Consider the following 23,432-nt stretch of genomic DNA (forward strand, 5'->3'; position numbering starts at 1 on the left):
TATCGCGCGACAACACATCTGCTTCCGGTCAACCATGGAGAAATGGTGTCGTCATTTCTATGAGGCCTCCAGCATCCGTTCCAATGCAAGCTTTGCAAGTGTCGCCTCGGCCAGAGGCACTTTGATCTGATTCACCACCTTTCCCGCCACCAGATTTTCCAGCGTCCAGGCCAGATGCTGCGGATCAATGCGGGCCATGGTGGAGCACATGCATATCGTCGGCGCCATGAACTGCACTATCTTTCCTTCGGGTTTGAACTCCTCGGCAATGCGGCCAACCAGATTCAACTCCGTACCGACCAGCCAGCGAGTTCCTTTTTCCGCTTCGCGGATGGTATTAATGATGTACTCGGTGGAACCGACGTAATCGGAATTCTTGCATACCTCAAAACTGCATTCCGGGTGCGAAATCACCTTTCCATCCGGGTATTGGTTGCGGAAACGCAGTATGTGCTGCGGCTGGAACATCTGGTGTACGGAGCAATGTCCCTTCCATAACAAAATCTTGGCTTTCTTGATTTGTTCGGGAGTCAACCCGCCCATCGGCTCATCAAAATCCCATACCGGCATTTCTTCCAGTGGAATCCCCATCTTGTGACCACTCCAGCGCCCCAGATGCTGGTCCGGAAAAAATAGCACCTTCTCGCGCCGCGAAAAAGACCACTGCAAAATCTTCACGGCGTTGCTGGAAGTACAAACGATACCGCCATGCTCGCCACAGAAGGCTTTCAGGTCGGCGGCGGAATTGATGTACGTTACCGGGGTGATGGCCTCGTCAGGCTCAAGCACTTCCGCCAGCTCGCGCCATGCCCGTTCCACCTTGGAAAGATTGGCCATGTCGGCCATTGAACAACCGGCCGCCAGGTCGGGCAGGATGGCAATCTGCTCCGGCTTCGACAGAATGTCGGCTACCTCAGCCATGAAATGCACGCCGCAAAATACCAGATAGTCCGCATCCGTTGCGGCGGCAAGGCGTGAAAGCTTCAGGGAGTCACCGGTGAGATCGGCATGCTTGTAAACATCCGCGCGCTGATAATGGTGCGCGAGTATGACCGACCGCTTTCCCAGCGCGGCCTTGGCTTCAATGATGCGTTGCTCGCAGTCATCGTCCTGCAAAGTGTCATAACGTTCAAATGCTATGGCTTCTGCTTGCATGGCTACTCCCATTTATTCCTTGCTCATCGGAAAATATATCGAACCCTATAAGACCGGCATACCGGCTATCGGTTCTACCGGATTCCTGTTTTCCCTTTCTGCCATCCTAGCCTCTCCCGCCACATCTATCCGCAGCCAGCTTTCGTATCGCCTCGGCGTTACTGGGAGAAAAAGTCTTTTCCGCCGCTTCTCGCCAGGGCAGCCACATAAAGTTCAAATGCTCTCGTGCAGCCACTGTGACAGGTACGGGTCCCGGCAAAAGCAGAGCGAAAACATGTTCGGTATTGCGCGTCACCTCCGGCGCGTAGCGCCAGCGCCACTCCTCATAAATCTCATATTCGTTCTGAATGTTGCAACCGGTTAGGCGGTAGCGGGCTGCATCCAGTCCTGTTTCTTCCGCCACTTCCCGCACTGCCGTTTGCACGAGCGTTTCACCCGGATTCTGACTACCCGTCACCGACTGCCAATACCCTGGATGATCAGCCCGCTCCAGCAGGAGGACTTGCATATCGGGTGTATGGATCACTACCAGAACGGAAATCGGGATTTTATACATTTTCACCCCGGAAGCAGAGATTCAAGAGTGCGCCGGCGAATAACGCTTACTATCGGGGTTCCATAGCGTAAGCATTAACCCGTCATCCTTGGCTCCTAGCCTTTTAGCGCCTCCACGTGCCGCAACTTGATATGCAGTTCCCGCAATTGCTTTTCATCTACCCCACTGGGCGCATGAGTCAGCAAACATTGCGCGCGCTGGGTCTTGGGAAAGGCTATCACATCACGGATCGATTCTTCACCCGCCATCATGGTAACGACCCGGTCCAGGCCGAATGCGATGCCACCATGAGGCGGCGCACCATATTGCAGCGCCTCCAGCAGAAAACCGAATTTCTCATGCGCCTCTTCGGCCCCGATATTCAAGGCGCGAAATACTTTTGACTGCACTTCCTGGCGATGAATACGCACCGAGCCGCCACCAATTTCCGATCCATTCAGCACCATGTCGTACGCCTTGGATAAGGCTTTTCCAGGATCGGTTTCGAGCAAATCTTCGTGACCATCGGCAGGCGAAGTAAAGGGGTGGTGCAAGGCTTTCCAGCGATTCTCTTCGTCATCATGCTCAAACATGGGAAAATCGACTACCCACAAGGGCTGCCATCCGGGTTCCGCAAGTCCCCGATCATGTCCGGCCTTGGCCCGCAGCGCGCCCAGTGCCTCATTCACCACATGGGCCTTGTCCGCACCAAAGAATATGATATCGCCATCTTTTGCCCCTGTGCGCTCCAGGATAACTTTCACCACTGCCTCCGGCAGGAATTTCAGTATCGGCGATTGCAAGCCTTCATGGCCTTTTTCCAGCGCATTGACTTTAATATAAGCCAGCCCTTTTGCACCATATATCGCCACAAAACTGGTGTAGTCGTCTATCTCCTTGCGTGATAATTCCCCACCGGCCGGAACCCGCAGCGCCGCCACACGCCCGCCCGGTTTGTGTGCCGCCTCGCGAAAGACCTTGAATTCGACATCCTTCATTACGTCGGTAAGCTCGGTCAGAACCAGCGGCACGCGCAAATCGGGTTTATCGGAGCCATACCGGGACATGGCTTCGGCGTGTGTCAGGCGCGGAAAAGGGGTGGGAAGATCGATATTCATTACGCTTTTGAACAAACCACAAATCATCTCCTCCATCAACGCCATGATTTGGGTTTCATTCAAAAAAGAAGTCTCGATATCAATCTGGGTGAATTCAGGCTGGCGATCCGCGCGCAAATCCTCGTCACGAAAACATTTGGTGATCTGATAATAACGATCGAACCCCGCGACCATCAGTAATTGCTTGAACAGTTGCGGTGACTGCGGCAACGCAAAGAAATGTCCGAAGTTGACGCGCGAGGGCACCAGATAATCGCGCGCGCCCTCCGGTGTCGATTTCGTCAGCATCGGCGTTTCGACATCGATAAAGCCGTGCTGGTCGAGAAATATACGGACCGCCATTGCCACCTTGTAGCGCAAACGCAAGTTCGCCTGCATCTGCGGACGCCGCAGATCGAGATAGCGGTGTTCCAGACGCACGGCCTCGCTCAGGTTTTCGTCATCCATCAGGAACGGCGGCGTCAGCGAGGCGTTGAGGATCTCGATGGACTGCACCAGCACTTCTACTTCACCGCTGACGAGATTGGGATTCACCGTACCAGCGGGACGATGCCGTACCGTGCCGGTAATTTTCAGCACGTACTCATTGCGGATCTTTTCCGCATTCTGGAAAGCCGCTACATTGTCCGGATCACACACCACTTGCACCAGACCCTCGCGGTCACGCATATCAATAAAAATAACGCCGCCATGATCGCGGCGACGATGCACCCAGCCGTAGAGAGTGACCATCTGGTTCAAATATTTGGCATCAATAAAGCCGCAGTAGTTGGTGCGCATGGATGTGTCGGAGAATCGGAGAAAAGTGGAAATCAGGATTTGTCGTTTGCTGCAGCCGTAGAGCTGGCGGAACTGGCAGGATTATTGCCATGCAGCAATACCGCTTGTGACTGGCCGGGATGTTTTTTGCCGTTGCCGGGCGTTACGACACCCATGGAAATAATATATTTGAGCGCCGCATCCACGCTCATATCGAGCTCGATCACGTCGCTTTTCGGCATCATCAGAAAGAATCCGGAAGTGGGATTGGGCGTGGTGGGCACATACACGCTCACATACTCTCCCGAGAGATGATTAACCACATCACCACCGGGATAGCCGGTCATGAACGCGATAGTCCATGAACCCTCACGCGGATATTGCACCAGCAATGCTTTACGGAAGGCTTCGCCCTGGCTAGAAAACAACGTGTCACTGACTTGCTTGACGCCATAATAGATCGATTTCACCACCGGGATGCGCCATAAAACGCCTTCCCAGAACAACACCAACCGCTGGCCGATGATGTTGGTCGTCAGCAAGCCGGTGATGAATACCACCAGCAGCGTCAGCACCGTGCCGACACCGGGAATATGAAACCCCACCAGGGCCTCGGGATGAAGCTTGGCCGGTAATAACAGCAGCGACTGGTCCATGGTGCCAATCAAAAAATTCAACGCCCAGGCGGTGATGCCGAGAGGTACCCAGATAAGGAGTCCGGTGACGAAATAACGTTTCATTATTGGGAGATGCCCGCTCCGGGGATTCAGTCAGTGGTGCAGGCCGGGCACGAGGCATCGGCTGCTGGTGCGGTTGTACCGGCGGTTTCGCTCTTTGTAGCCGCAGCGGTTTCTGCATCGGCCTTGGGTTTCGGCTTCGCGCCATTCTTGAAATCGGTCGCGTACCAGCCACTGCCCTTCAACTGAAACCCCGCGGCGGAAATAAGTTTCGTGTAAGCATTGCTGCCGCACGCGGGGCAAGCCGCAACCGGCGCATCATTCACTTTTTGCAGATATTCTTTTTCAAACCCACAAGATCCACAGCGATATTCATAAATCGGCATGACAACCTCCAGCAAAGCGGAATTTGAAAGAAACAGGATTATACCTCAACCACTTGGTTTTACCGGATATATGGGCTGCAATTGAGATTACAAGGGAAAATATGGCCACAATGGCGTATCAAAATATAGGCATGGGAGCAAGGCGCATGGGGATATTTATAATTTGCATCAAACCGGCTCCCCACGATTGGCTTGCCAGAATCCTTCTAAATCAAACGAAAGCTGGCGGTAATGGCGGATCGTTAGCAGGTATACCGTAATTGGCTGTCCCGTGGTTCCGGGGCCATCCTCCGCGCCATAGAGGATCAAATAGTCGCCTGAAAGATACTCGCGTACGTCGATATTGCCCAGGCGCTGTTGCAACTTGGAGACACGGTCACGGACTTCCAGTGATTGAGGTGAGCGGGCGAAAAAGCGTCGCCCTATGCCGGGATGCCGTTCCAAGTTGTCGATGATGGTCTGTTCCAGGTCTTCAAGTAACTGCATGAAGGCGTGCGAAGCTTCCTGATCCAACCAGAATGCATCAATCGATGCAAGATTGAACTCGAAGTTAGCGGTAAATTTGACGGTGGCTTTTGGTGAAGCCACGGGTTCAGCGCTTGGGGGAGCGAGCGGCGTGTTTTGCGTTGCGCTTCAAGCCGGCCAGGACCGTTCGAGCATTGCGCGTACGGCCAGCTTCTATATCGGCTAGACCTTTCTCGACATCGTCGATTAACAGGAGGTGGATACGAAAGAATGGTGACAGGCAGTGGATGAAGACTATGGCAGAATGTGCGACAAAGTGGCAATAAATGTGCCGCAATGTGTCAAGAATATGTGAATACCGACTGTAGGATGGATGTGGCAAAAGCACGCTGAAACACTCACGTTCATACGGGCAGTGGTTTTTCGGCCGATTGACCTCGCCGCTGCGACCGGCCGGATGGCCAAGCGTCCATCCCGAACATCAACCCAGGTCCTATGAGGACTTTGCAGCGGCGTGCCCTTTCGCGGCCAATTTTTGGCTGGCTACGCTACGCATGGTAAAATTGGCCAAACTTGGCAACTAAAATTCAATCTCGGCAAACACCGAAGACGAGACAATGACTGGTACAGAGGACGAAATCCTGACGCTCGACGAAGTTGCTGCATTTCTCAAGACCGGGAAGCGGACGGCCTACCGTCTCGCCCAGAAGGGCGAAATTCCGGCCTTTAAGCTTGGAGGAACTTGGCGTTTTCGCCGCTCCGAGCTGGATAGCTGGATCGCCGAAAGCATCAACAAGATGAAGCCAGAGGCAGAGTAAACGTGAGCAAGGTCAGCAACCGAGTCACGTCTGGACAAGGAAAAAGAGAGGGCCGCCACTGATGACACAGCAGCTTCTGACACCGCATCAGAGTCAGTACTACGCATGGCTGCTGACTCGACGCGCGGCAGGCGATACCGTGGAATCGCTCGCATCCACGTTGGTGGACTCGCAAGTCGATCTCAACCCGCATCAGGTTGAGGCTGCGCTGTTCGCCTGCAAGAACCCGCTGTCGAAGGGAGTGATCCTCGCGGATGAAGTTGGTCTTGGAAAGACCATCGAAGCTGGACTGGTCATCTCGCAGCGATGGGCGGAGCGCCGTCGTCGCATTCTGATCATTGTCCCTGCCAACTTGCGTAAGCAGTGGCATCAAGAACTGCAAGACAAGTTCGGATTGCAGTGCACGATTCTGGAAGCCAAGAACTACAACACTGCCCGGAACGGTGAGTGCCATAATCTACAGCTTGCCGGGCCGATTATCTGCTCGTATCAATTTGCGAAGAGCAAGGCCGACGATGTTAGGGCCATAGATTGGGACCTCGTCGTGCTTGATGAAGCGCATCGGCTACGCAACGCCTATAAGACGAGCAACATTATCGCGCGCACATTGAAAGATGCGCTGTCGAAAGTGCATTCCAAAGTATTGTTGACTGCGACACCATTGCAGAACTCGTTACTGGAGCTGTACGGTTTGGTCAGCATTATTGATGACCGTGTTTTCGGCGACCTCGATAGCTTCCGCACGCAGTTTGGCGGGCAGGCAAAGGGCGCAGGATTCAATAGTTTGAAAACTCGCCTTGCACCGATCTGTAAGCGCACCTTGCGACAACACGTCCAGCCCTATGTGTCGTATACCGCTCGCAAAGCCATCGTACAGGAATTCACACCGTCGAACGATGAACGCGAGCTATCCGATCTTGTAGCTGAATATTTGCGGCGGCAAAACCTCAAGGCGCTGCCGGATGGTCAACGGCAACTGATTTCCCTCGTGCTGTGGAAACTGCTGGCGTCATCCTCGCATGCGATTGCAGGCGCGTTGGACACCATGGCGAATCGCTTGCAAGGCTTGCTCGATGATGCAGCATCAGCTCCCGATCTGGCGGAAAAGTTCGACGAAGATTACGAATCGCTCGACGAAACTGCAGATGAGTGGGACGGTGACGGTAGCGACGGCCCGGCACTAGCGCCGCAGAATCGGGATCTGATTGCACAGGAGATTGAGGAGCTACGGCGCTTCAAGAATCTGGCAACCAATATTCGCAACGATGCAAAAGGAAGTGTACTTCTAACTGCGCTCGACAAAGCATTTGCTGAACTGGAGCGATTACAGGCTCCAAAAAAAGCAATCATCTTTACCGAGTCAAAGCGCACGCAGGAATACCTGCTGTCGTTGCTAGCAGACTCGTCGTATGGCAAAGGCATTGTGCTGTTCAATGGGACGAACAGCGATGCCCGCGCACAAACCATTTACAAGGATTGGTTGAAGCGACACGAGGGAACTGACAGAATTAGCGGCTCGAAAACCGCCGATACGCGCGCTGCCTTGGTCGAGCATTTCAAAGAGCGCGGCACGGTCATGATCGCGACCGAGGCCGGGGCCGAAGGTATCAATCTTCAGTTCTGCTCCCTAGTCATCAACTATGACCTGCCGTGGAACCCGCAGCGTATCGAACAGCGAATCGGTCGGTGCCATCGCTATGGGCAGAAATTCGATGTTGTTGTTGTCAATTTCGTTGATCGGAGCAACGCGGCAGACGCTCGGGTGTATGACCTGCTTGACCAGAAATTCAAGCTGTTTGAAGGCGTGTTCGGAGCCAGTGACGAGGTGCTGGGAGCGATTGGTTCCGGCGTCGATTTCGAGCGGCGAATTGCCGAGATTTATCAGAATTGCCGCGACTCGGATGCCATCAAAACAGGTTTTGAACAGCTGCAACTTGAACTCTCCGGCGAGATCAATGAGGCAATGGTCAAAACACGGCAGCTATTGATCGAAAACTTCGACGAAGAAGTACAAAACAAGCTGCGGGTGCGTAAGGAAGACAGCCTTGCCGCAAGAAGCCGGTTCGAGCGGATGTTGCTAGACCTGACGTTTTCCGAGCTTGGGACCGGCGCGGCATTCGACGAGCATGGATTTGTGCTCAGTCAACTGCCCGCCAGCGACGTGCTTAGCATTGAGTTGGGCCGCTATGAGCTTCCACGGAGAAGCGGTGACGCTCACCTGTACCGGCTCGGCCACCCACTCGCTGAATGGGTACTAAATCAGGCGAAAGATCGTCAGCTAACCTCAACACGCCTCGTGTTTGATTATGAGGCACACGGCACACAAGTAAGTACCTTATTGCCATACCGCCAAAGGACTGGCTGGCTTACCGTGAACCTCGTCAAGGTTGAAGCACTGGACCGCTGGGAGGAGCACCTGATCCTGTCCGCAACCACAGCCGACGGTAGCGTACTTGAAGAGGATGATCCGGCAAAGTTGCTGCGCCTCCCTGCGCATGCGAAGCCGATAGGCTCTGTTGCCATAGAAAACGCGGCGCTATCGGCAGACTTGGAGGCACGCAAGGTCGAAATTCTACACGGCATCAATCAGCGCAACCTTGGCTATTTCGAGCAAGAAGTCGAAAAGCTCGACGCTTGGGCAGATGACCTAAAATTGGGCTTGGAGCAAGAAATCAAGGAAACGGACCGAGAGATAAAAGAGGTCCGTCGCACTGCTGCTGTTTCGCCCACACTCGATGAAAAACTCCACTGGCAAAAGCGCCAACGGGAACTTGAAGGTAAACGTAGCAAGCTCCGCCGCGAATTGTTTGATCGGCAAGACGAGGTCGAGTCGCAACGCAACGATTTGATTGCGCAGCTTGAGCAGCAATTGCAACAAAAGGTGGAGGAGAAGACCCTGTTTACCGTCGAATGGGAATTGCTCTGATGGCGGCCCCAATACGCCCGCTGGAGCTGACTTTGTTATGCGCGCGACTGGATGAATTTTTCGCAGAGCGCATTATTGGAACCGGCCAAACGGATGAAGCTCGTCGCAGCAATTTTTTGTCGAAGGCCATTGCAGCGTTCGTGCTCTATGAGGATGCAGGTGCAAGCCTGGATGAAGCCATCGCAGCAAGCATTGACGGCGGTTTCGATCAAGGAATTGATTCGGTTTTTATTGCTGCCGACCAAACAATATGGCTCGTCCAATCAAAGTACAAAGATACTGGTGTCGGCGAGCCAGAGCTAGGTGAAGTATCGAAATTCCGCGATGGCGTGTTCGATCTGCTGCAAGGACGTTGGGAGCGATTTAACGCAGCGCTACAAGCGCATGGAGCCGCACTCATGAGTGCATTGAGTAACGAAGCCCGCGTGCGCGTCGTGCTCGTTCATTCAGGCACGGCTATCTCCGACGACCGACGCCACATCTTCAGTGAAATAGAACGAGCCTTCAACGGTGCGAGACCCGACTTCGTGAAGTGTTATAGCTACGGTTTGGTGACTTTGCACGAGCTGCACATTGATGGTCGATCCGCGCCGGACATCGAGGAAAATATCGTGTTACGCGATTTCGGCCATACCGTCGCTCCCTACAAAGCAGTGTATGGGCGTATCGACGCCAAACGTCTGGCTGAATTATGGGCTGAGTATAAGGATCATCTCGTCGAGCGGAATATTCGTCGTTTCAAAGGCTCTACCGTCGTCAACGCGGGGCTAAGCGAGACGCTGCAACAAGAGGCTGATCACTTTTTTTATTTCAACAATGGCGTGACCTTCCTTTGCGACAGGTTCAGGGAGCAGGCCCCCATAGATCCTTACCGATTATCCGGGACGTTTCAATTCAAAGGGCTTTCAATCATCAACGGCGCACAAACCGTTGGAGCCATCGCGCAAGAACCGGCCGCCTACTATGACGCACATCCTGCCGAAGTCCTGGCTACGTTTGTCTGCCTTGAAAATGCCCCCGATGATTTCGGCGACAGGGTGACAAGATCACGAAATCGGCAGAATGCTGTCGATCTGGAAGATTTTGCCGCGTTGGACGAGCGACAGTCGGTTTGGCGGCAAACGCTGGAAATGGCAGGCGTGGAGTATCAGGTCAAGCACGGCGATGACGATGCCCCAGCGTCCAATACTTGCTTCAGCATCAGGGATGCCGCACCGATTCTGGCATGCACGATGACTGGGAGCGATTGGCAAGAGTTTGTCGTGGCTGCCAAGACCGATAAGAGGCGTTTGTTTGGAAGAGCTGGACTCGTCGGCGAAAGTGATTCTTTACGTGATGCCTATTTCCGGCTATTCCCCGACTCGCTCACGGCAAGACAGATTTGGCGTTCTGTGCAAATCGGCCGGATCGTACAGACCAAAGTTCGGGATCGTGCAAGTGCTGAGGCCGACCCGGCAAATCTTCCTGCGGAAACGCTGCCAGCGCGCGAAATCCTTAAGCATTGTGGATGGCTACTTCTGCACGTCCTGTTCATCCGCACACAGCTGCAAAACGGCGTCGAGTTAATGCTGACGATGAATGAATGTGGCGACCTCTCAAGAGAGATCGACACGGTAGCGCAACGCATGGTGGATGTTGTGCAGGCCATGCAATGGAACAAACAAGCGCGCAGCGTGTTCGAGAACCGGGCAGATTGTCGCGCAGTGAAGGGTCGCCTGATGGCGGCGCTCGCGCAGCAGAATTAGGAATACTTATGTCAAAACAAAAACTAGAACTCACTTGGATCGGCAAAGAGAAACGGCCGAAGCTGGAGCCGCGCATCTTGCTTGAGGACCCGGAGAAATCGTATCACGCAAAGCATCGTGTGTCCGAAGATGACATCTTTGACAACCGGTTGATCTTTGGCGACAACCTGCTTGCACTCAAAGCGCTGGAGCAGGAGTTTTCCGGAAAGGTGAAATGTGTCTTCATTGATCCTCCGTATAACACGGGTAGCGCCTTCACCCACTATGACGATGGGCTAGAACATTCAATCTGGTTGGGGCTGATGCGGGATCGACTGGAGATCATTCAGCGCTTGCTGTCTGAGGATGGATCATTGTGGATTACGATTGACGACAAAGAGGCACATTACCTCAAGGTATTATGTGATGAGATATTTGGGCGAGGAAATTTTGTCGCGAGCAATATCTGGCAGAAGCGATATTCACGTGAAAATCGTGAAGCCATCGGCGATGCACATGATTACGTCATTCTATATGCCAAGAATGCTGAGCGTTTTAAAGCAATTCGCAATAGGGTTCCGATTACTGGAGAACAGGCAAAGATATACAAAAATCCTAACAATCATCCTCGTGGTCGCTGGCGCGGTATCCCGATGACGGCGCAAGGGTATCGCTCGAATCAAATGTACAAGATCACTGCTCCAGGCGGTGCAGAACACTATCCACCCGAGGGGCGTTGCTGGTCGACGATTGAACCAGAATTCCAAAAACTTCGTGATGCAGGCCGTATTTACTTTGGAAAGGACGGAAACGGACAACCGAATTTGATTCGCTTTCTCGATGAAGTTGAGGGTTTTGTTCCGTGGACTTGGTGGCCGCATGAGGAAGTCGGACATACGGACGAGGCAAAGAAAGAAATGTACGCACTCTCAGGAAAAGAAGATGTGTTCGCTACGCCTAAGCCGGAGCGTCTTCTGAGGCGAGTCATTCACATAGCCACGAAGCCCGGCGATCTGATTCTCGACTCTTTCGCAGGATCTGGCACTACTGGGGCAGTCGCTCACAAGATGGGTCGACGCTGGATCATGGTCGAACTTGGTGAACATTGTCATACCCACGTCATTCCACGCATGAAAAGAGTTGTTGACGGTGAAGACAGAGGAGGAGTCACCGAAGCCGTAAACTGGCAAGGCGGCGGCGGTTTTCGCTACTACAAATTGGCGCCGAGCCTGATCGTCAATGACCGCTGGGGCAACCCAGTCATTAATCCTGAGTACAACGCTGCACAGTTGGCGGAGGCTCTGGCCAAGCTCGAAGGGTTCGCCTATGCGCCATCTGAAATGCGATGGTGGCAACACGGTCATTCCAGCGAACTCGATTTCATTTATGTCACGACGCAGAACCTGTCGCACGATCAGTTGCAGTCGCTCTCCGATGAGGTCGGCGGCGATCAGAGTTTGCTCGTGTGTTGCGCGGCTTTCCACGGCGTAACCGCAGCCAAGGCGGCTGAGCGCTGGCCGAATCTGACACTTAAGAAGATTCCGAAAATGGTGTTGGCTCGCTGCGAATGGGGCCATGACGACTACAGTTTGAACGTGGCGAACCTACCAATGGCTCAGGTGGAAATGCCATATGCTGCTAACCCCTCTAGTACTGCTAAGACATTGATAGACAAGAAAGTAGTCCCTGAGCAAGGCGGCCTGTTCAGAGAGGGCGAATAATGAATGTACGCGTTCAGAACGCCGTTACCGGTCGTTTGTCTCTTCGTCCGCCACAAGCTGAATCTCTCTCGAAATTGATTCGCGCACTCCAAGCCGCTCCTGATCTTCTATGTCACGAGCGTGATGTCTCGGCCATCCTTTCCGTACTGAAGACCGAGTTCACCACACTAGAGGACTTTGAGCGCGAATTCCCATCGGTGTGTTTTTCGCTCGCTACTGGTGTTGGCAAGACGCGCCTGATGGGTGCGTTCATTGCTTACTTGCACCTGGCACACGGCATCAACAACTTCTTTGTGTTGGCACCCAACCTGACGATTTACAACAAGCTGATCAATGACTTCACGCGCAATACACCGAAATATGTCTTCAAGGGCATCGCCGAATTTGCACAACAGTCTCCCTTGATCATTACCGGTGATAACTACGATCAGACCGGTGCCGCCGTTGAAAATCAGGGTATGGGCTTCGCCCATGATGTACGCATCAACATCTTCAACATCTCCAAGATCAATTCAGAAGTGCGGGGGGGCAGAGAGCCACGCATTAAGCGGATGAAGGAAGTGCTGGGTGAGAGCTATTTCGATCACCTCGCCAACCTGACCGACCTCGTGCTGCTGATGGATGAGTCGCACCGCTACAGAGCAAGCGCGGGCGTGCGATCCATTAACGAACTCAAGCCACTTCTCGGCCTTGAAGTGACCGCGACGCCCTTTGTGGAATCCACACGCGGACCTGTTCCGTTCAAGAATGTAGTGATGGACTATCCGCTGGCTCGCGCCATGGAGGATGGTTTCGTCAAAGAACCTGCTGTTGTCACCCAGTGCAACTTCGACGTTAAGGCGCACACGCCGGAAGAGGTCGAGAAGACCAAGCTGGAGGACGGCGTGCGCCTGCACGAAACGACTAAAGTCGAGTTGCTGACTTACGCCCGCGAAAACAGCGTCAAAGTAGTCAAACCGTTCATGTTGGTTATTGCACGCGATACTACGCATGCGGCACAGCTTAAAACACTGATCGAATCTGCAGCTTTCTATGAAGGGCGCTATGAAGGCAAAGTGATTCAGGTCGACTCCAGCCGTACCGGCGCGGAAGAGGAGGAAATGATCACGCGCCTGCTCGCGGTAGAAAGCGTGGATGAGCCAACCGAGATCGTGATTCACGTCAACATGCTCAAAGAGGGCTGGGACGTGACTAACCTCTACACCATCGTGCCGCTGCGCGCAGCCAATGCGCGCACACTGATCGAACAATCCATCGGTCGCGGCTTGCGCCTGCCCTATGGCAAGCGTACAGGCGTAGCGTCAGTAGATCGCTTGAACATCGTCGCGCACGACAAATTCCAAGAAATCATCGACGAGGCCAACCGTGGCGATTCGCCGATTCGCTTGAAGCAAGTCATTCTCGATGCGCCGAGCGCTGATGATAAGAAGGTCAGTGTGCAGGTGGGATCGGGAGCGATGACGCACCTTGGTTTAGCGGACGCGCCGGTAGTGGCGCTGGCCCCATCTGGTAATGGCACTGCCGCTGGTACAACGTCAGCGACCCCGCCTGCCCCGGTATTCACAACGGATGCAGAGAAGCAGGCCGCTCGCGTCGTGATAGATGTGATCGGTAAGTACGAGGTCAAACGCGATCTCGTTCCGACCAGCGCAGCGTTGCTGAAGCCCGAAGTGCAGAAAGAGATTCTGGCCGAGGTAGCCGAGCGTCTAAAGCCAATGCAAGGGAATTTGCTGGCAGGCGCTGACAAGAGCGCTCCAGAACTCGATCTGTTGGCAGTGGTGACAAAAACCACGGAGATAGTGATTCAGCAAACTATCGACATTCCGCGCATCGCAGTAGTGCCGACTGGCGAGGTCACAACTGGCTTTCATCCGTTCAAGATCGACGTGAGCCAACTTCACCTCCAACCCGGCCAACGGGAAATCGTGGGGCAGATGTTGCGTACTAACGAGCAGTTTACCTTAGCGGCGGAAGTGGGCCTGAAGGAACAGCGTCCAGAGGACTATATCGTCCACGCGCTGGTGGACTTCGACGACATCGATTACTTCACGCACGCCAATCTACTGTATGACTTATCCGGGCAGACGGTGCAACACCTCCGGAGCTATCTCTCCGAAGACGAGGCTGTCAATGTGCTAGACCGAGATCGCCGCCTGATCGCACGCGAGATTCGCGCGCAGATGATGGCACATTTCTGGGAAGAAGCGACTGAGTACGAGGTGCAAGTTAGCCGTGGCTTCACAGAATTGAAACCCTGCAACTACACCGCGACGGCAGGCCAGACGGCGCATCACTTCCGGGAAACGGTCGTCGAGATAAGCCGCATCAAGCAGATGCTGTTCGGTGGCTTTGCCCGGTGCCTGTATCCGCTACAGAAATTCGACTCGGATACCGAACGCCGATTCGCGATCATCCTGGAGCGTGATACTTCGAAGTGGTTTAAGCCAGCCAAAGGGCAGTTCCAGATTTTTTACAAGCTCGGTACTGAGCAGCCCGAGTACATACCGGATTTCGTTGCGGAAACGGACACAACGGTTTTCATGGTAGAAACCAAGGCGCGCACCGACATCAATACCCAAGAGGTTCAGGCGAAGGCCGCTGCAGCAGCACGCTGGTGCAAGTACGCATCAGATCATGCCGCGACGGTGGGCACAAAGCCATGGAAGTACCTGCTGCTGCCCCACGATGAGATTGCAGAATCGAAGCGACTCTCGTATTACTTGCGATTTGAGGTGAAGTGAAATAGACGTGCGGCCGACTCGCTGTGAAACATGGCGAATGCATTCATTTAGTTAGAGTGAATCCACTTTGAACCGGGAGCGGCATAGTGGGCACGAGAAAGAGTAATGAGCGATCTATCGGGAAGCGGACGCCGCAAGCTCGGAAAGCTGGTATGAGCAGCGACTACACTCTGAACTTCTTGGATCACACCTATGGGGAGTTCTTCGAAGAGGACCGTGTTAAGATCGACGCAGAGTGCTACAAAGTGCGCAGCACCTCATAGGCTGACCGGATGCGCACCTTCTGGGGAAACCGACGGCAATCATATGGTCGGTCGAGTGATTGACGACCTGATCGGGTATGGAGCTGACGAGCAGTGCTTTGGCGACAGCAATTCATTGCTGATTGACGACTGCCGCAAGATCGCACAACGCCTGCTCAGCGATCAGCTCGAAGGCGGCTTGGATCGCCTGAATACCTTCGTCAACAAGTTCATCCGTGTGACCTGCGAGCCGCACGGCATCGAGATCAACCAAGGCAAGCCACTGCATAGCGTCTTCGGGGAATATGTGAAAGCGCTGCGCGATGATGCTCACCTTGAGTCAGTGATGACCGAGCACATCCTGAAATCCAGCATCTCGGTGTCGGAAGCGTTCAACGATGTTCGCAACAACAAGAGCCTCGCGCACGACAACCCGATATTGAACTATGACGAAAGCCTGCTGATCTTCACCCACGTCGCCGCGTCGATCCACTTCATCAAGTCGCTGGAAACAAAGATCAAGGCCAACAAGCCGCCATCAAGGCTCATAGCTGGGCAGACGATACTGATACATTGCCCTTATGACGCAGGGTTCTTTGGCATCTGCCAGAAGCTTTGTGAAATCTCCTGAAATCACCTTGACGACTCAGACGTTAAACCGAAAGTGCATCACATCCCCATCCTTGACCACGTACTCCTTGCCTTCCAGTCGCATCTTGCCTGCCTCCTTCGCACCCTGCTCGCCTTTGCAGGCGATGAAGTCGTCATAAGCGATGACTTCCGCGCGGATGAAACCTTTCTCGAAATCGGTATGAATCACCGCGGCGGCCTGCGGAGCAGTATCGCCCTTGGAGATGGTCCAGGCGCGCACTTCCTTTACACCGGCGGTGAAGTAGGTTTGCAACCCGAGTAGCTGGTAGGCAGCGCGAACCAGCCGATTCAGCCCCGGCTCTTCCAGATTCATATCAGCCAGAAAAACTTGTTTATCCTCATCCGGCATTTCCGCGATTTCCGCTTCCAGGGCTGCGCAGATCGCCACCACTGGCGCACCCTCTTTGGCGGCGTATTCCTGTACGCGCGCCAGCAGCGGGTTTCCGGTGAACCCCATTTCGTCCACATTGGCGACGTAGATGGCGGGTTTGCCGGTCAGCAGGCAGAGCGGCTTCAGTAATTGCTGTTGCTCCTTGTCCAATCCCAGGCTTCTGGCGGGGTTGCCCTGATCGAGATGAGCCCGTGTCATTTCCAGCAGCGCCACCAGCTTGATCGCATCCTTGTTGCCGGACTTGGCCAGCTTGGTTTCACGTTGCAGCGCCTTTTCCACCGTCGCCAGATCGGCCAGGGCCAATTCGGTCTGTATGGTTTCGATATCCGAGACCGGGTCCACGTTGCCGTTGACATGCACGACATTGTCATTGACGAAGCAGCGCACCATGTTGATGATGCCATCGGTTTCACGGATGGTGGCGAGAAATTTGTTGCCCAGCCCTTCGCCTTTGGATGCACCCGCGACAAGACCGGCGATATCGACAAACTCGACGATGGCAGGCTGCACCTTTTGCGGGTTGACGATCGCGCTGAGTTTGGACAAGCGCTGATCGGGCACTTCGACGATGCCGATATTCGGTTCGATGGTGCAGAAGGGATAGTTTTCCGCCGAGATGCCCGCCCGGGTCAGCGCATTGAACAGCGTGGATTTTCCTACATTGGGCAGGCCCACGATACCGCATTTCAGGCTCATAAATTTATTGAATCCTAGTGGTAAATTCGAGCCACGAATGGCAAGAGAGAGAAATGAGAGGTAACACTTCTCTACATTTCATCCTTGATTACTTTTGTATGCAGTTTCAGCATGGCCGCCTGGCAATTGCCTTGCGCGATAAGCGGCCAGACTTCCAGGCTGCGGTGGATCGCCTCGTCTATCAGCGGTGCTTCTTCCTTACGCGGCGGCTGCAATACATAATTTACCACGGCGTTTCTGTCGCCGGGATGGCCGATGCCGATACGCAAGCGCCAGAAATCCTTGGTGGCAAGGTGCGCGGCAATATCCTTCAAGCCATTATGCCCGCCCAGCCCCCCGCCCAGTTTCAGTCTGGAAACACCCGCTGGCAAATCCAGTTCGTCATGAACCACGAGTATCTGTTCAGGCTGAATTTTATAATAGCGACATAATGCCGCCACGGCTTTCCCGCTGGCATTCATGTAAGTCTGCGGATTGAGCAGCCATAACTCCGCATCGCCTTGACCGGTACGCGCGCACAAGCCATGAAATCTCGCCTCTGCTTTCAGCGTAATGCGCAATTCATCCGCCAGGCGGAATATCCACCAGGCCCCGGCATTATGACGCGTGGCGGCGTATTCCCTGCCCGGATTGCCGAGACCGACGATGAGTTTCATCGAACGTAACAGAAGGAAGTCACATACTAAAAAGAAAAGCCCGCCGGAACTTGGGAACCTCTGAATAAATCTTCCGTGGGCGCGTTGCGGCAAAATCGGCGCTCACCGCGCTTCACTCCTGGCAATGTAGACCAAGCTATGACTGGCGTCTTGCGTCTTGTGAGCATGCCGATTTGCCGCAACCCGAAGGGACAGCGGCTTTGCGGGCGATCTGCTTTGTCAGGCTCCTAGCGAAGGGGATCGCCATTCGCGTCGTTGCCTTTCGCGCATCTCATCCCACAAAGCTACCGTCGCGCCCACGAAGGACTTATTCAGAGGTTCCACCCAGCGGGCTGCATGAAAAACTACAAATTACTATTTCTTCTTCCCAGCGTCTTTCTTCTCACCCTCTTTTGCAACACCTTCTTTCTTCTGTACGGTCGTCGGGATGTCCGCTGCGGCCACCTGGGCGGCCGCTTCCTCGGCAGCCACGGCACGCGGAATGACGATAGTCGCGACCGGCAAATTCTCGCCTTTGGCAAGCGCGGGAATCTCCACGCCTTCCGGTAGCGTCAGATCACTCAGGTGCAAGGTATTTCCGGCGGCAAGGTCGGTCAGATCAACCGTGATGAATTCGGGCAAATTTTTCGGCAGGCAGGAAACATCCAGTTCGGTGAGCACATGACTGACGATACCGCCAGATAATTTCACCCCCGGCGCAATCTCCGCGTTAATGAAGTGCAACGGCACCTTCATGTGTATTTTCTTATTCTTGTTTACGCGCTGGAAGTCGATGTGCAACACCTGCAGCTTGAACGGGTGCATTTGTATATCACGCAACAACACCTGTTCTTTCTCTCCATCCAGTTCCATGGATAGGATGGAAGCATGGAAGGCCTCCTGCTTGAGTTTGTGATAAAGACCGTTATGATCCAGCTCAATTGCTTGCGCCGGACTCTCTCCGCCATAAATGACGCCCGGCACCTTGCCGGAACCACGCAGGCGGCGGCTCGCACCTTTGCCCTGTAACGTGCGCTTGTTGGCGCTGATTTCGATTTGCATCTTGCTTTCTCCAGAATGGGGAGCATCCGCGACCAGATGACTCCGATTAATAAACGTTTACTCCATGAACAATGAACTCACCGAATCCTCGTTACTGATCCTCAACATTGTCTCCGCCAGCAGGCTCGCCACGCTCAACTGATGAATGCGATCACAGGCTTTGGCATCCTCGCGCAGCGGAATGGTATCGGTGACCACCAGCTTGTCAAGCGAGGAATTCTCAATCCGCTCCACCGCCTTGCCGGACAGGACCGCGTGAGTACAATAAGCCAGCACGCTCTCGGCACCTTCCTCTTTTAAGGCACGGGCCGCCTCACATAACGTGTTGGCGGTATCCACCATGTCATCCATGATAACGCAGGTGCGCCCATCCACCTCGCCAATGATGTTCATCACCTTGGCAACGTTGAATTTCGGACGGCGCTTGTCTATGATCGCCAGATCGCATTCCAGGCGTTTAGCCATCTGCCGCGCTCGCACCACGCCGCCTACATCGGGCGAAACCACCACCAGATTCTGATAATCGCTTTTCCACAAATCTCCCAGCAGGATCGGCATGCTGTAGATGTTATCCACAGGAATGTCGAAAAACCCCTGAATCTGGTCCGAATGCAAATCCATGGTCAGCAGCCGATCTATCCCGACCGTGGTCAGCATGTTCGCCACCACTTTAGCGGTAATCGGCACTCGTACCGAACGCGGCCTCCTATCCTGACGGGCGTAGCCGAAATAGGGCATTGCCGCGGTAATGCGCCCCGCCGACGCCCGTTTCAGCGCATCCACCAATACCAGCAATTCCATCAACGTATCGTTGGTGGGCATGCAGGTGGATTGCAAAACAAACACATCCTTCCCCCGGACATTTTCGAGGATCTCCACCATCACTTCGCCGTCGCTGAAACGGCCCACCGATGCGCGTCCTACGTGGATATTGAGATGCCGCACCACATCCTGCGCCAGCTTGGGATTGGCATTGCCGGTGAAAACCATCAAGCTATCGTAGGCCATGGGCAGTTGACTATGTGAAATTCTTAACCGGCACTAAAGGATAAAGAAATACAAGCCATTCCTCGTACATCCGGAATGACTGATCTGGCACTTCAAAACGTGGCTGGGGAGGTAGGGATCGAACCTACGAATGCCGGAATCAAAATCCGGTGCCTTACCACTTGGCGACTCCCCAAAAATTTACTGCTCCGCAAAATCATGCATCGGGTGGCGATCCAATCCTTGCGCCATAAAACTTGTCATATCGGCTGGAACCTGCGCCAAGGCGATTTCCGCGGCCCGCTCCGTGGAAAACTCGGCAAACACACAAGCGCCGGAGCCTGTCATCGCTACCTTCCGGGTGTTTTCGAGCCGCCTGAGCCACTCCAGATGGCGCGCTACCTCGGGATATGTCCGGCATACCACCGGCTCCAGATCGTTATGCCCAAGCTCGACCGAAAAGGGCGGTATTTTGATTGGAATCGTGTTTCGTGTCAATTCTTTACTGGCAAAAACCTCCGGGGTTGAGACATGCACCGGTGGCATCAGGATGAGATACCACGCGGGCGGGAGCATGATGGATGTAAGCTTTTCACCCACCCCTTCGGCAAAAGCATTTTCGCCGAAGATGAATACAGGCACATCCGCACCCAGCTCAAGCCCAAGGGTCAATAGCCGGCTCCTTTTCCAATCCAGTCCCCATAAGCGGTTGAGCGCCAGCAATGTCGTCGCCGCATCGGAGCTCCCGCCGCCCAATCCACCTCCCATCGGAATACGCTTTTCGAGAAAAATATCGACACCCAAAGAGACACCGCTTTCCCGCCGCAGGAGTTTTGCGGCACGCACACACAGATCCTTATCCTCTGGCACGCCGGGAGTAGGCGTATGCAGTTTAATCACGCCGTCTTTCCGCACAGCAAAATTGAACCGGTCCGAAAAATCGACGAAGCGAAAAACCGTTTGCAACAGATGATAGCCATCTTCTCTACGCCCGACCACATGCAGGAACAGATTGAGCTTGGCTGGGGCGAGGCAAATGAGCTTGGTCATCGAATCGGCGCTGACCTCAGTGATTACCCGCATTCCAGTTATCTATGACAAGTTTTATTTGAAGGCCGGGGCGTTTAAGCATCAACAATTTCGGATGCGCTGGTTGGGTCTGCGTGGTTTTTGTCTGCATGGTTTGTGTTGCCAACATCGGAAAATAGCCCAAATAACTTATCTCCCAGCCGTCCTGACGAATCGCCACAACGGTCCCGTCGATATCCATATCCACCTCGGACACCGTTGCAGGTGAATTCACGCTTCGCACCCAGTATTGCAAACCCATAAGTGGCAAACGCCAGCCCAACACCCGTTCAGTCAGGGTTTCCACATCATCGGCATAAAAAGTTTCCTGCTCGGAAGTCGTCAGATAAACGCCTTCACGATTGCGCTGTATTTGCGCCACAGCCTGCCCCAGCGGGGAAAGGAGGAGGATTTCATCACCTGTATCGGTGTGATGCCATTGCACGCCACCAGAAAAACTATCTTTACCGCCCGTTACCGAGGCTCTGCCAATCAGCCGGAAAGCAGCCGGCTTTGCCTCCGCGGCGCCTGCCACCGGTTCAATGACGATGGTATTGACAGGGGTGCCCTTATGAACAAGGGCGGTGCATCCGGGAAGGAGAAACAGCCCGCATAAAACCAGACTCCACCACGGTACATCATGCCGCCCTTTAAAAAGCGGAAACAGCCGAATCCCGGATTGTGCCGGCATTACATCAGCATGATCCATTCGGTATTACTTCATGAATTTCTTCATGGTATTGATCAACGTCTCGTTACCGGGATTATTTTTGAGTGAGGATTGCCAGATTTCTTTTGCTTCGTCCTTTACTCCCTGCACCCAAAGAACTTCGCCCAGATGAGCGGCGATTTCCGGGTCCGGATTCATTCCGAAGGCCTGCCTCAGATAACTGAGTCCCTGGTTGAGGTTGCCCATACGGTAGTGCACCCAGCCGAGACTGTCCATAATGTAGGCGTCATTAGGGGAAAGCGTAATGGCTTTCTCAATAAGTTCCAATGCTTCCGGCAAACGGCTGCTGTGCTCCGCGAGGCCGTAACCCAGCGCGTTATAAGCGTGAGCGTGATCAGGCTTCAATTGAATGAGCTTGCGTAAATCCTGCTCCATAATATCGGTTTTACCAATTTTCTCCGCTGCCAGAGCCCGATCATAGAGCAGGTCGATATGGTCGGGTTGTTTTTCCAAGCCGTTGCTCAGCAACTGAAATGCTTTCTGATAGGCGCCCGTCTCTCTTAACAATTGGGCTTCGGCGATCGTCAGCTGGGCACGCTGCTGATTATTCGTGACCGGCAGTTGCCGCAAGTATTTGAGAGCCTCATCCGTTTTACCCTTCTTGGTCAGCAGAACGGCATATCTTATCTGTGCCGGAATATATTGACTTCCACCCGCTACGGAGCGATACCACTCCATCGCCTCATCAAAACGCTGAGTTTTCTCATATATGCCACCAAGATAAAAGCGCACCATGCCCGGGTCTCTGTAGTCCAGCTCCAGCGCTTTTTTGAAATTCGATTCGGCAATGTCGAACTCGCGCAACTCCATGGATAGCAAACCCACCGCTAGGGCGACGTCGGCATTACCCGGATTTTCAGCCAGCAATCTTTCGAATTGCTCACGCGCCTTGACATAATTTTTTTCCACCAATAGCAGGCGGGCATAGGTTATGCGTGTATCATTGGCTTTTGGATAAGTCTTTAGATAGTCGTCGTAAAACTCCATGGCGCTGGCATTGGAAGTTCGCGCCAGGATCCGCCCTTGATAAATGGCCGCCATCTCCCAATCCGGGCGGAGCGCCAAAGCCTGCTTCATCTCAGCCAGCGCAATATCGAAATGGTTGGCAAACCATGCGGCCTGAGACACCGCGAAATGCGCTTCCGGTAGCTTAGGGTACGGTTCGGCAAGCTGTTTCACCAGCTCGAACGTTGCATTTTTATTGGAGTTGCGGACCAGCAGACTGTTCAACTGCATGAAAGCCTCATCGGTACTACCTCCCTCCAAAGCCAGCAGTTTCTCCAGATGCGGCCGCGCCTCGTCCAGCCTGTCCGCACTCACCAGCAGCGCCGCGGTGGTCTGACGCGCGGGAACCGAATTCGGATCAAGTTCCACCCAAATCCTTGCGGCCTCAAGCGCCGGCGCGGCTTGACGTGAATGAAGCGCAATTTCAGTGGCTCGCTGGGCGACGCGTGGATCACGGGTGGTTTTCGCCAGTTTGAGATAAGTACGGGTGGCGATTTCCTGGTCACCGCGCTGCAAGGCCGTTTCACCCAGTAAAAAATCAAACAGGATGGGGGGGGTCAAGTCCTGACTGGGTAATTTTGACCGTCCAGCATCAGCCTGCTCCGCTGGCTTGCGTGCATTGACAGGGGCCTTGCCTGGAATTTGTGCACAGGCAGCGAGGAAGAACAGCAGCAGCAATGCGCCGGGAATTTTAAGATTCATGGAAAATCAAGACAGGGTAGGTCCGAAAATAAGGCTAATAAGAAAATATGGGGCAGCGCTGACCTTCAGTACAGCCCACATATTAGGTATATTTTACACTTCTCACAAGTGGACGTTGCCAAGCAAGGAGACTTGGACGAACTTCTATAGGCAGCCTTATAAATTCAAAGTTCCAAACAAATCCACTTACCGATTGAGCTGAATCCGGTGGCTGATCGCCCGCTTAATAGATCAGTGG

19 protein-coding genes and 1 tRNA gene are annotated in these 23,432 nt (G+C 53.8%); 6 read left to right on the top strand and 14 right to left on the bottom strand.

The window, feature by feature from the left end:
• Positions 1 to 57: 57 nt before the first annotated feature.
• The 6 genes from nadA to SQ11_RS00860 form a co-directional block, all read right to left on the bottom strand.
• Complete coding sequence (gene nadA, locus SQ11_RS00835) at positions 58 to 1,155, bottom strand: quinolinate synthase NadA (RefSeq protein WP_041512231.1); 1,098 nt, start codon at positions 1,153 to 1,155, stop codon at positions 58 to 60.
• Between the two features lie 106 nt (positions 1,156 to 1,261).
• Entirely contained in the window at positions 1,262 to 1,711 is a 450-nt protein-coding gene (gene nudB, locus SQ11_RS00840; RefSeq protein WP_041512232.1) for a dihydroneopterin triphosphate diphosphatase, read from the bottom strand.
• Positions 1,712 to 1,806: 95 nt separating this feature from the next.
• Entirely contained in the window at positions 1,807 to 3,588 is a 1,782-nt protein-coding gene (aspS, locus tag SQ11_RS00845; RefSeq protein WP_041512233.1) for an aspartate--tRNA ligase, read from the bottom strand.
• A gap of 32 nt (positions 3,589 to 3,620) precedes the next feature.
• A complete protein-coding gene (locus tag SQ11_RS00850) occupies positions 3,621 to 4,307 on the bottom strand; it encodes a DUF502 domain-containing protein (RefSeq protein ID WP_041512234.1) in 687 nt (228 codons plus the stop codon).
• 26 nt (positions 4,308 to 4,333) lie between these two features.
• A complete protein-coding gene (locus SQ11_RS00855) occupies positions 4,334 to 4,630 on the bottom strand; it encodes an FmdB family zinc ribbon protein (protein ID WP_041512235.1) in 297 nt (98 codons plus the stop codon).
• Positions 4,631 to 4,798: 168 nt separating this feature from the next.
• A complete protein-coding gene (locus SQ11_RS00860; protein WP_041512236.1) occupies positions 4,799 to 5,218 on the bottom strand; it encodes a hypothetical protein in 420 nt (139 codons plus the stop codon).
• A 494-nt stretch (positions 5,219 to 5,712) separates the two neighbouring features.
• Between SQ11_RS00860 and SQ11_RS00865 the strand changes: the two genes are divergently transcribed.
• The 6 genes from SQ11_RS00865 to SQ11_RS00890 all read left to right on the top strand — a co-directional run bounded on the left by SQ11_RS00865 (position 5,713) and on the right by SQ11_RS00890 (position 15,898).
• Positions 5,713 to 5,913 carry a helix-turn-helix domain-containing protein gene (locus SQ11_RS00865; protein ID WP_041512237.1) on the top strand — a complete coding sequence of 67 codons (201 nt, stop codon included), beginning with the start codon at positions 5,713 to 5,715 and terminating at the stop codon, positions 5,911 to 5,913.
• 61 nt (positions 5,914 to 5,974) lie between these two features.
• Entirely contained in the window at positions 5,975 to 8,839 is a 2,865-nt protein-coding gene (locus SQ11_RS00870) for an SNF2-related protein (protein WP_198140762.1), read from the top strand.
• Positions 8,824 to 10,584, top strand: coding sequence for an AIPR family protein (locus SQ11_RS00875; protein WP_232297842.1), 1,761 nt, complete (start codon positions 8,824 to 8,826; stop codon positions 10,582 to 10,584). The genes SQ11_RS00870 and SQ11_RS00875 overlap by 16 nt, the downstream gene beginning before the upstream one ends.
• Before the next feature lie 8 nt (positions 10,585 to 10,592).
• Complete coding sequence (locus tag SQ11_RS00880) at positions 10,593 to 12,284, top strand: site-specific DNA-methyltransferase (protein ID WP_041512239.1); 1,692 nt, start codon at positions 10,593 to 10,595, stop codon at positions 12,282 to 12,284.
• Positions 12,284 to 15,025 (top strand): DEAD/DEAH box helicase family protein, encoded by a 2,742-nt coding sequence (locus SQ11_RS00885; RefSeq protein ID WP_041512240.1) that lies wholly within the window; start codon positions 12,284 to 12,286, stop codon positions 15,023 to 15,025. Before SQ11_RS00880 ends, SQ11_RS00885 begins: the two co-directional genes overlap by 1 nt.
• Positions 15,026 to 15,343: 318 nt before the next feature.
• Positions 15,344 to 15,898 carry an abortive infection family protein gene (locus tag SQ11_RS00890; RefSeq protein ID WP_232297843.1) on the top strand — a complete coding sequence of 185 codons (555 nt, stop codon included), beginning with the start codon at positions 15,344 to 15,346 and terminating at the stop codon, positions 15,896 to 15,898.
• A gap of 15 nt (positions 15,899 to 15,913) precedes the next feature.
• Here SQ11_RS00890 and ychF read toward each other — a convergent pair whose 3' ends face one another.
• The 8 genes from ychF to SQ11_RS00930 all read right to left on the bottom strand — a co-directional run bounded on the left by ychF (position 15,914) and on the right by SQ11_RS00930 (position 23,194).
• Positions 15,914 to 17,005 carry a redox-regulated ATPase YchF gene (gene ychF / locus SQ11_RS00895; protein ID WP_041512241.1) on the bottom strand — a complete coding sequence of 364 codons (1,092 nt, stop codon included), beginning with the start codon at positions 17,003 to 17,005 and terminating at the stop codon, positions 15,914 to 15,916.
• A gap of 71 nt (positions 17,006 to 17,076) precedes the next feature.
• On the bottom strand, positions 17,077 to 17,673 hold the full coding sequence (pth, locus tag SQ11_RS00900) for an aminoacyl-tRNA hydrolase (protein WP_156972386.1): 597 nt from the start codon (positions 17,671 to 17,673) through the stop codon (positions 17,077 to 17,079).
• A 342-nt stretch (positions 17,674 to 18,015) separates the two neighbouring features.
• Entirely contained in the window at positions 18,016 to 18,702 is a 687-nt protein-coding gene (locus SQ11_RS00905) for a 50S ribosomal protein L25/general stress protein Ctc (protein WP_041512243.1), read from the bottom strand.
• Positions 18,703 to 18,759: 57 nt separating this feature from the next.
• Complete coding sequence (locus SQ11_RS00910; RefSeq protein ID WP_041512244.1) at positions 18,760 to 19,710, bottom strand: ribose-phosphate pyrophosphokinase; 951 nt, start codon at positions 19,708 to 19,710, stop codon at positions 18,760 to 18,762.
• Positions 19,711 to 19,810: 100 nt separating this feature from the next.
• Positions 19,811 to 19,885 (bottom strand) — tRNA-Gln (locus tag SQ11_RS00915).
• Between the two features lie 5 nt (positions 19,886 to 19,890).
• On the bottom strand, positions 19,891 to 20,772 hold the full coding sequence (gene ispE / locus SQ11_RS00920) for a 4-(cytidine 5'-diphospho)-2-C-methyl-D-erythritol kinase (RefSeq protein WP_232297844.1): 882 nt from the start codon (positions 20,770 to 20,772) through the stop codon (positions 19,891 to 19,893).
• Positions 20,756 to 21,466 carry a lipoprotein insertase outer membrane protein LolB gene (gene lolB / locus SQ11_RS00925; RefSeq protein ID WP_052493901.1) on the bottom strand — a complete coding sequence of 237 codons (711 nt, stop codon included), beginning with the start codon at positions 21,464 to 21,466 and terminating at the stop codon, positions 20,756 to 20,758. The genes ispE and lolB overlap by 17 nt, the downstream gene beginning before the upstream one ends.
• 6 nt (positions 21,467 to 21,472) lie before the next feature.
• Positions 21,473 to 23,194, bottom strand: coding sequence for a tetratricopeptide repeat protein (locus tag SQ11_RS00930; protein ID WP_052493902.1), 1,722 nt, complete (start codon positions 23,192 to 23,194; stop codon positions 21,473 to 21,475).
• Positions 23,195 to 23,432: the final 238 nt, after the last annotated feature.

The organism is Nitrosospira sp. NpAV (assembly GCF_000832065.1).
Classification (GTDB): Bacteria; Pseudomonadota; Gammaproteobacteria; order Burkholderiales; family Nitrosomonadaceae; genus Nitrosospira.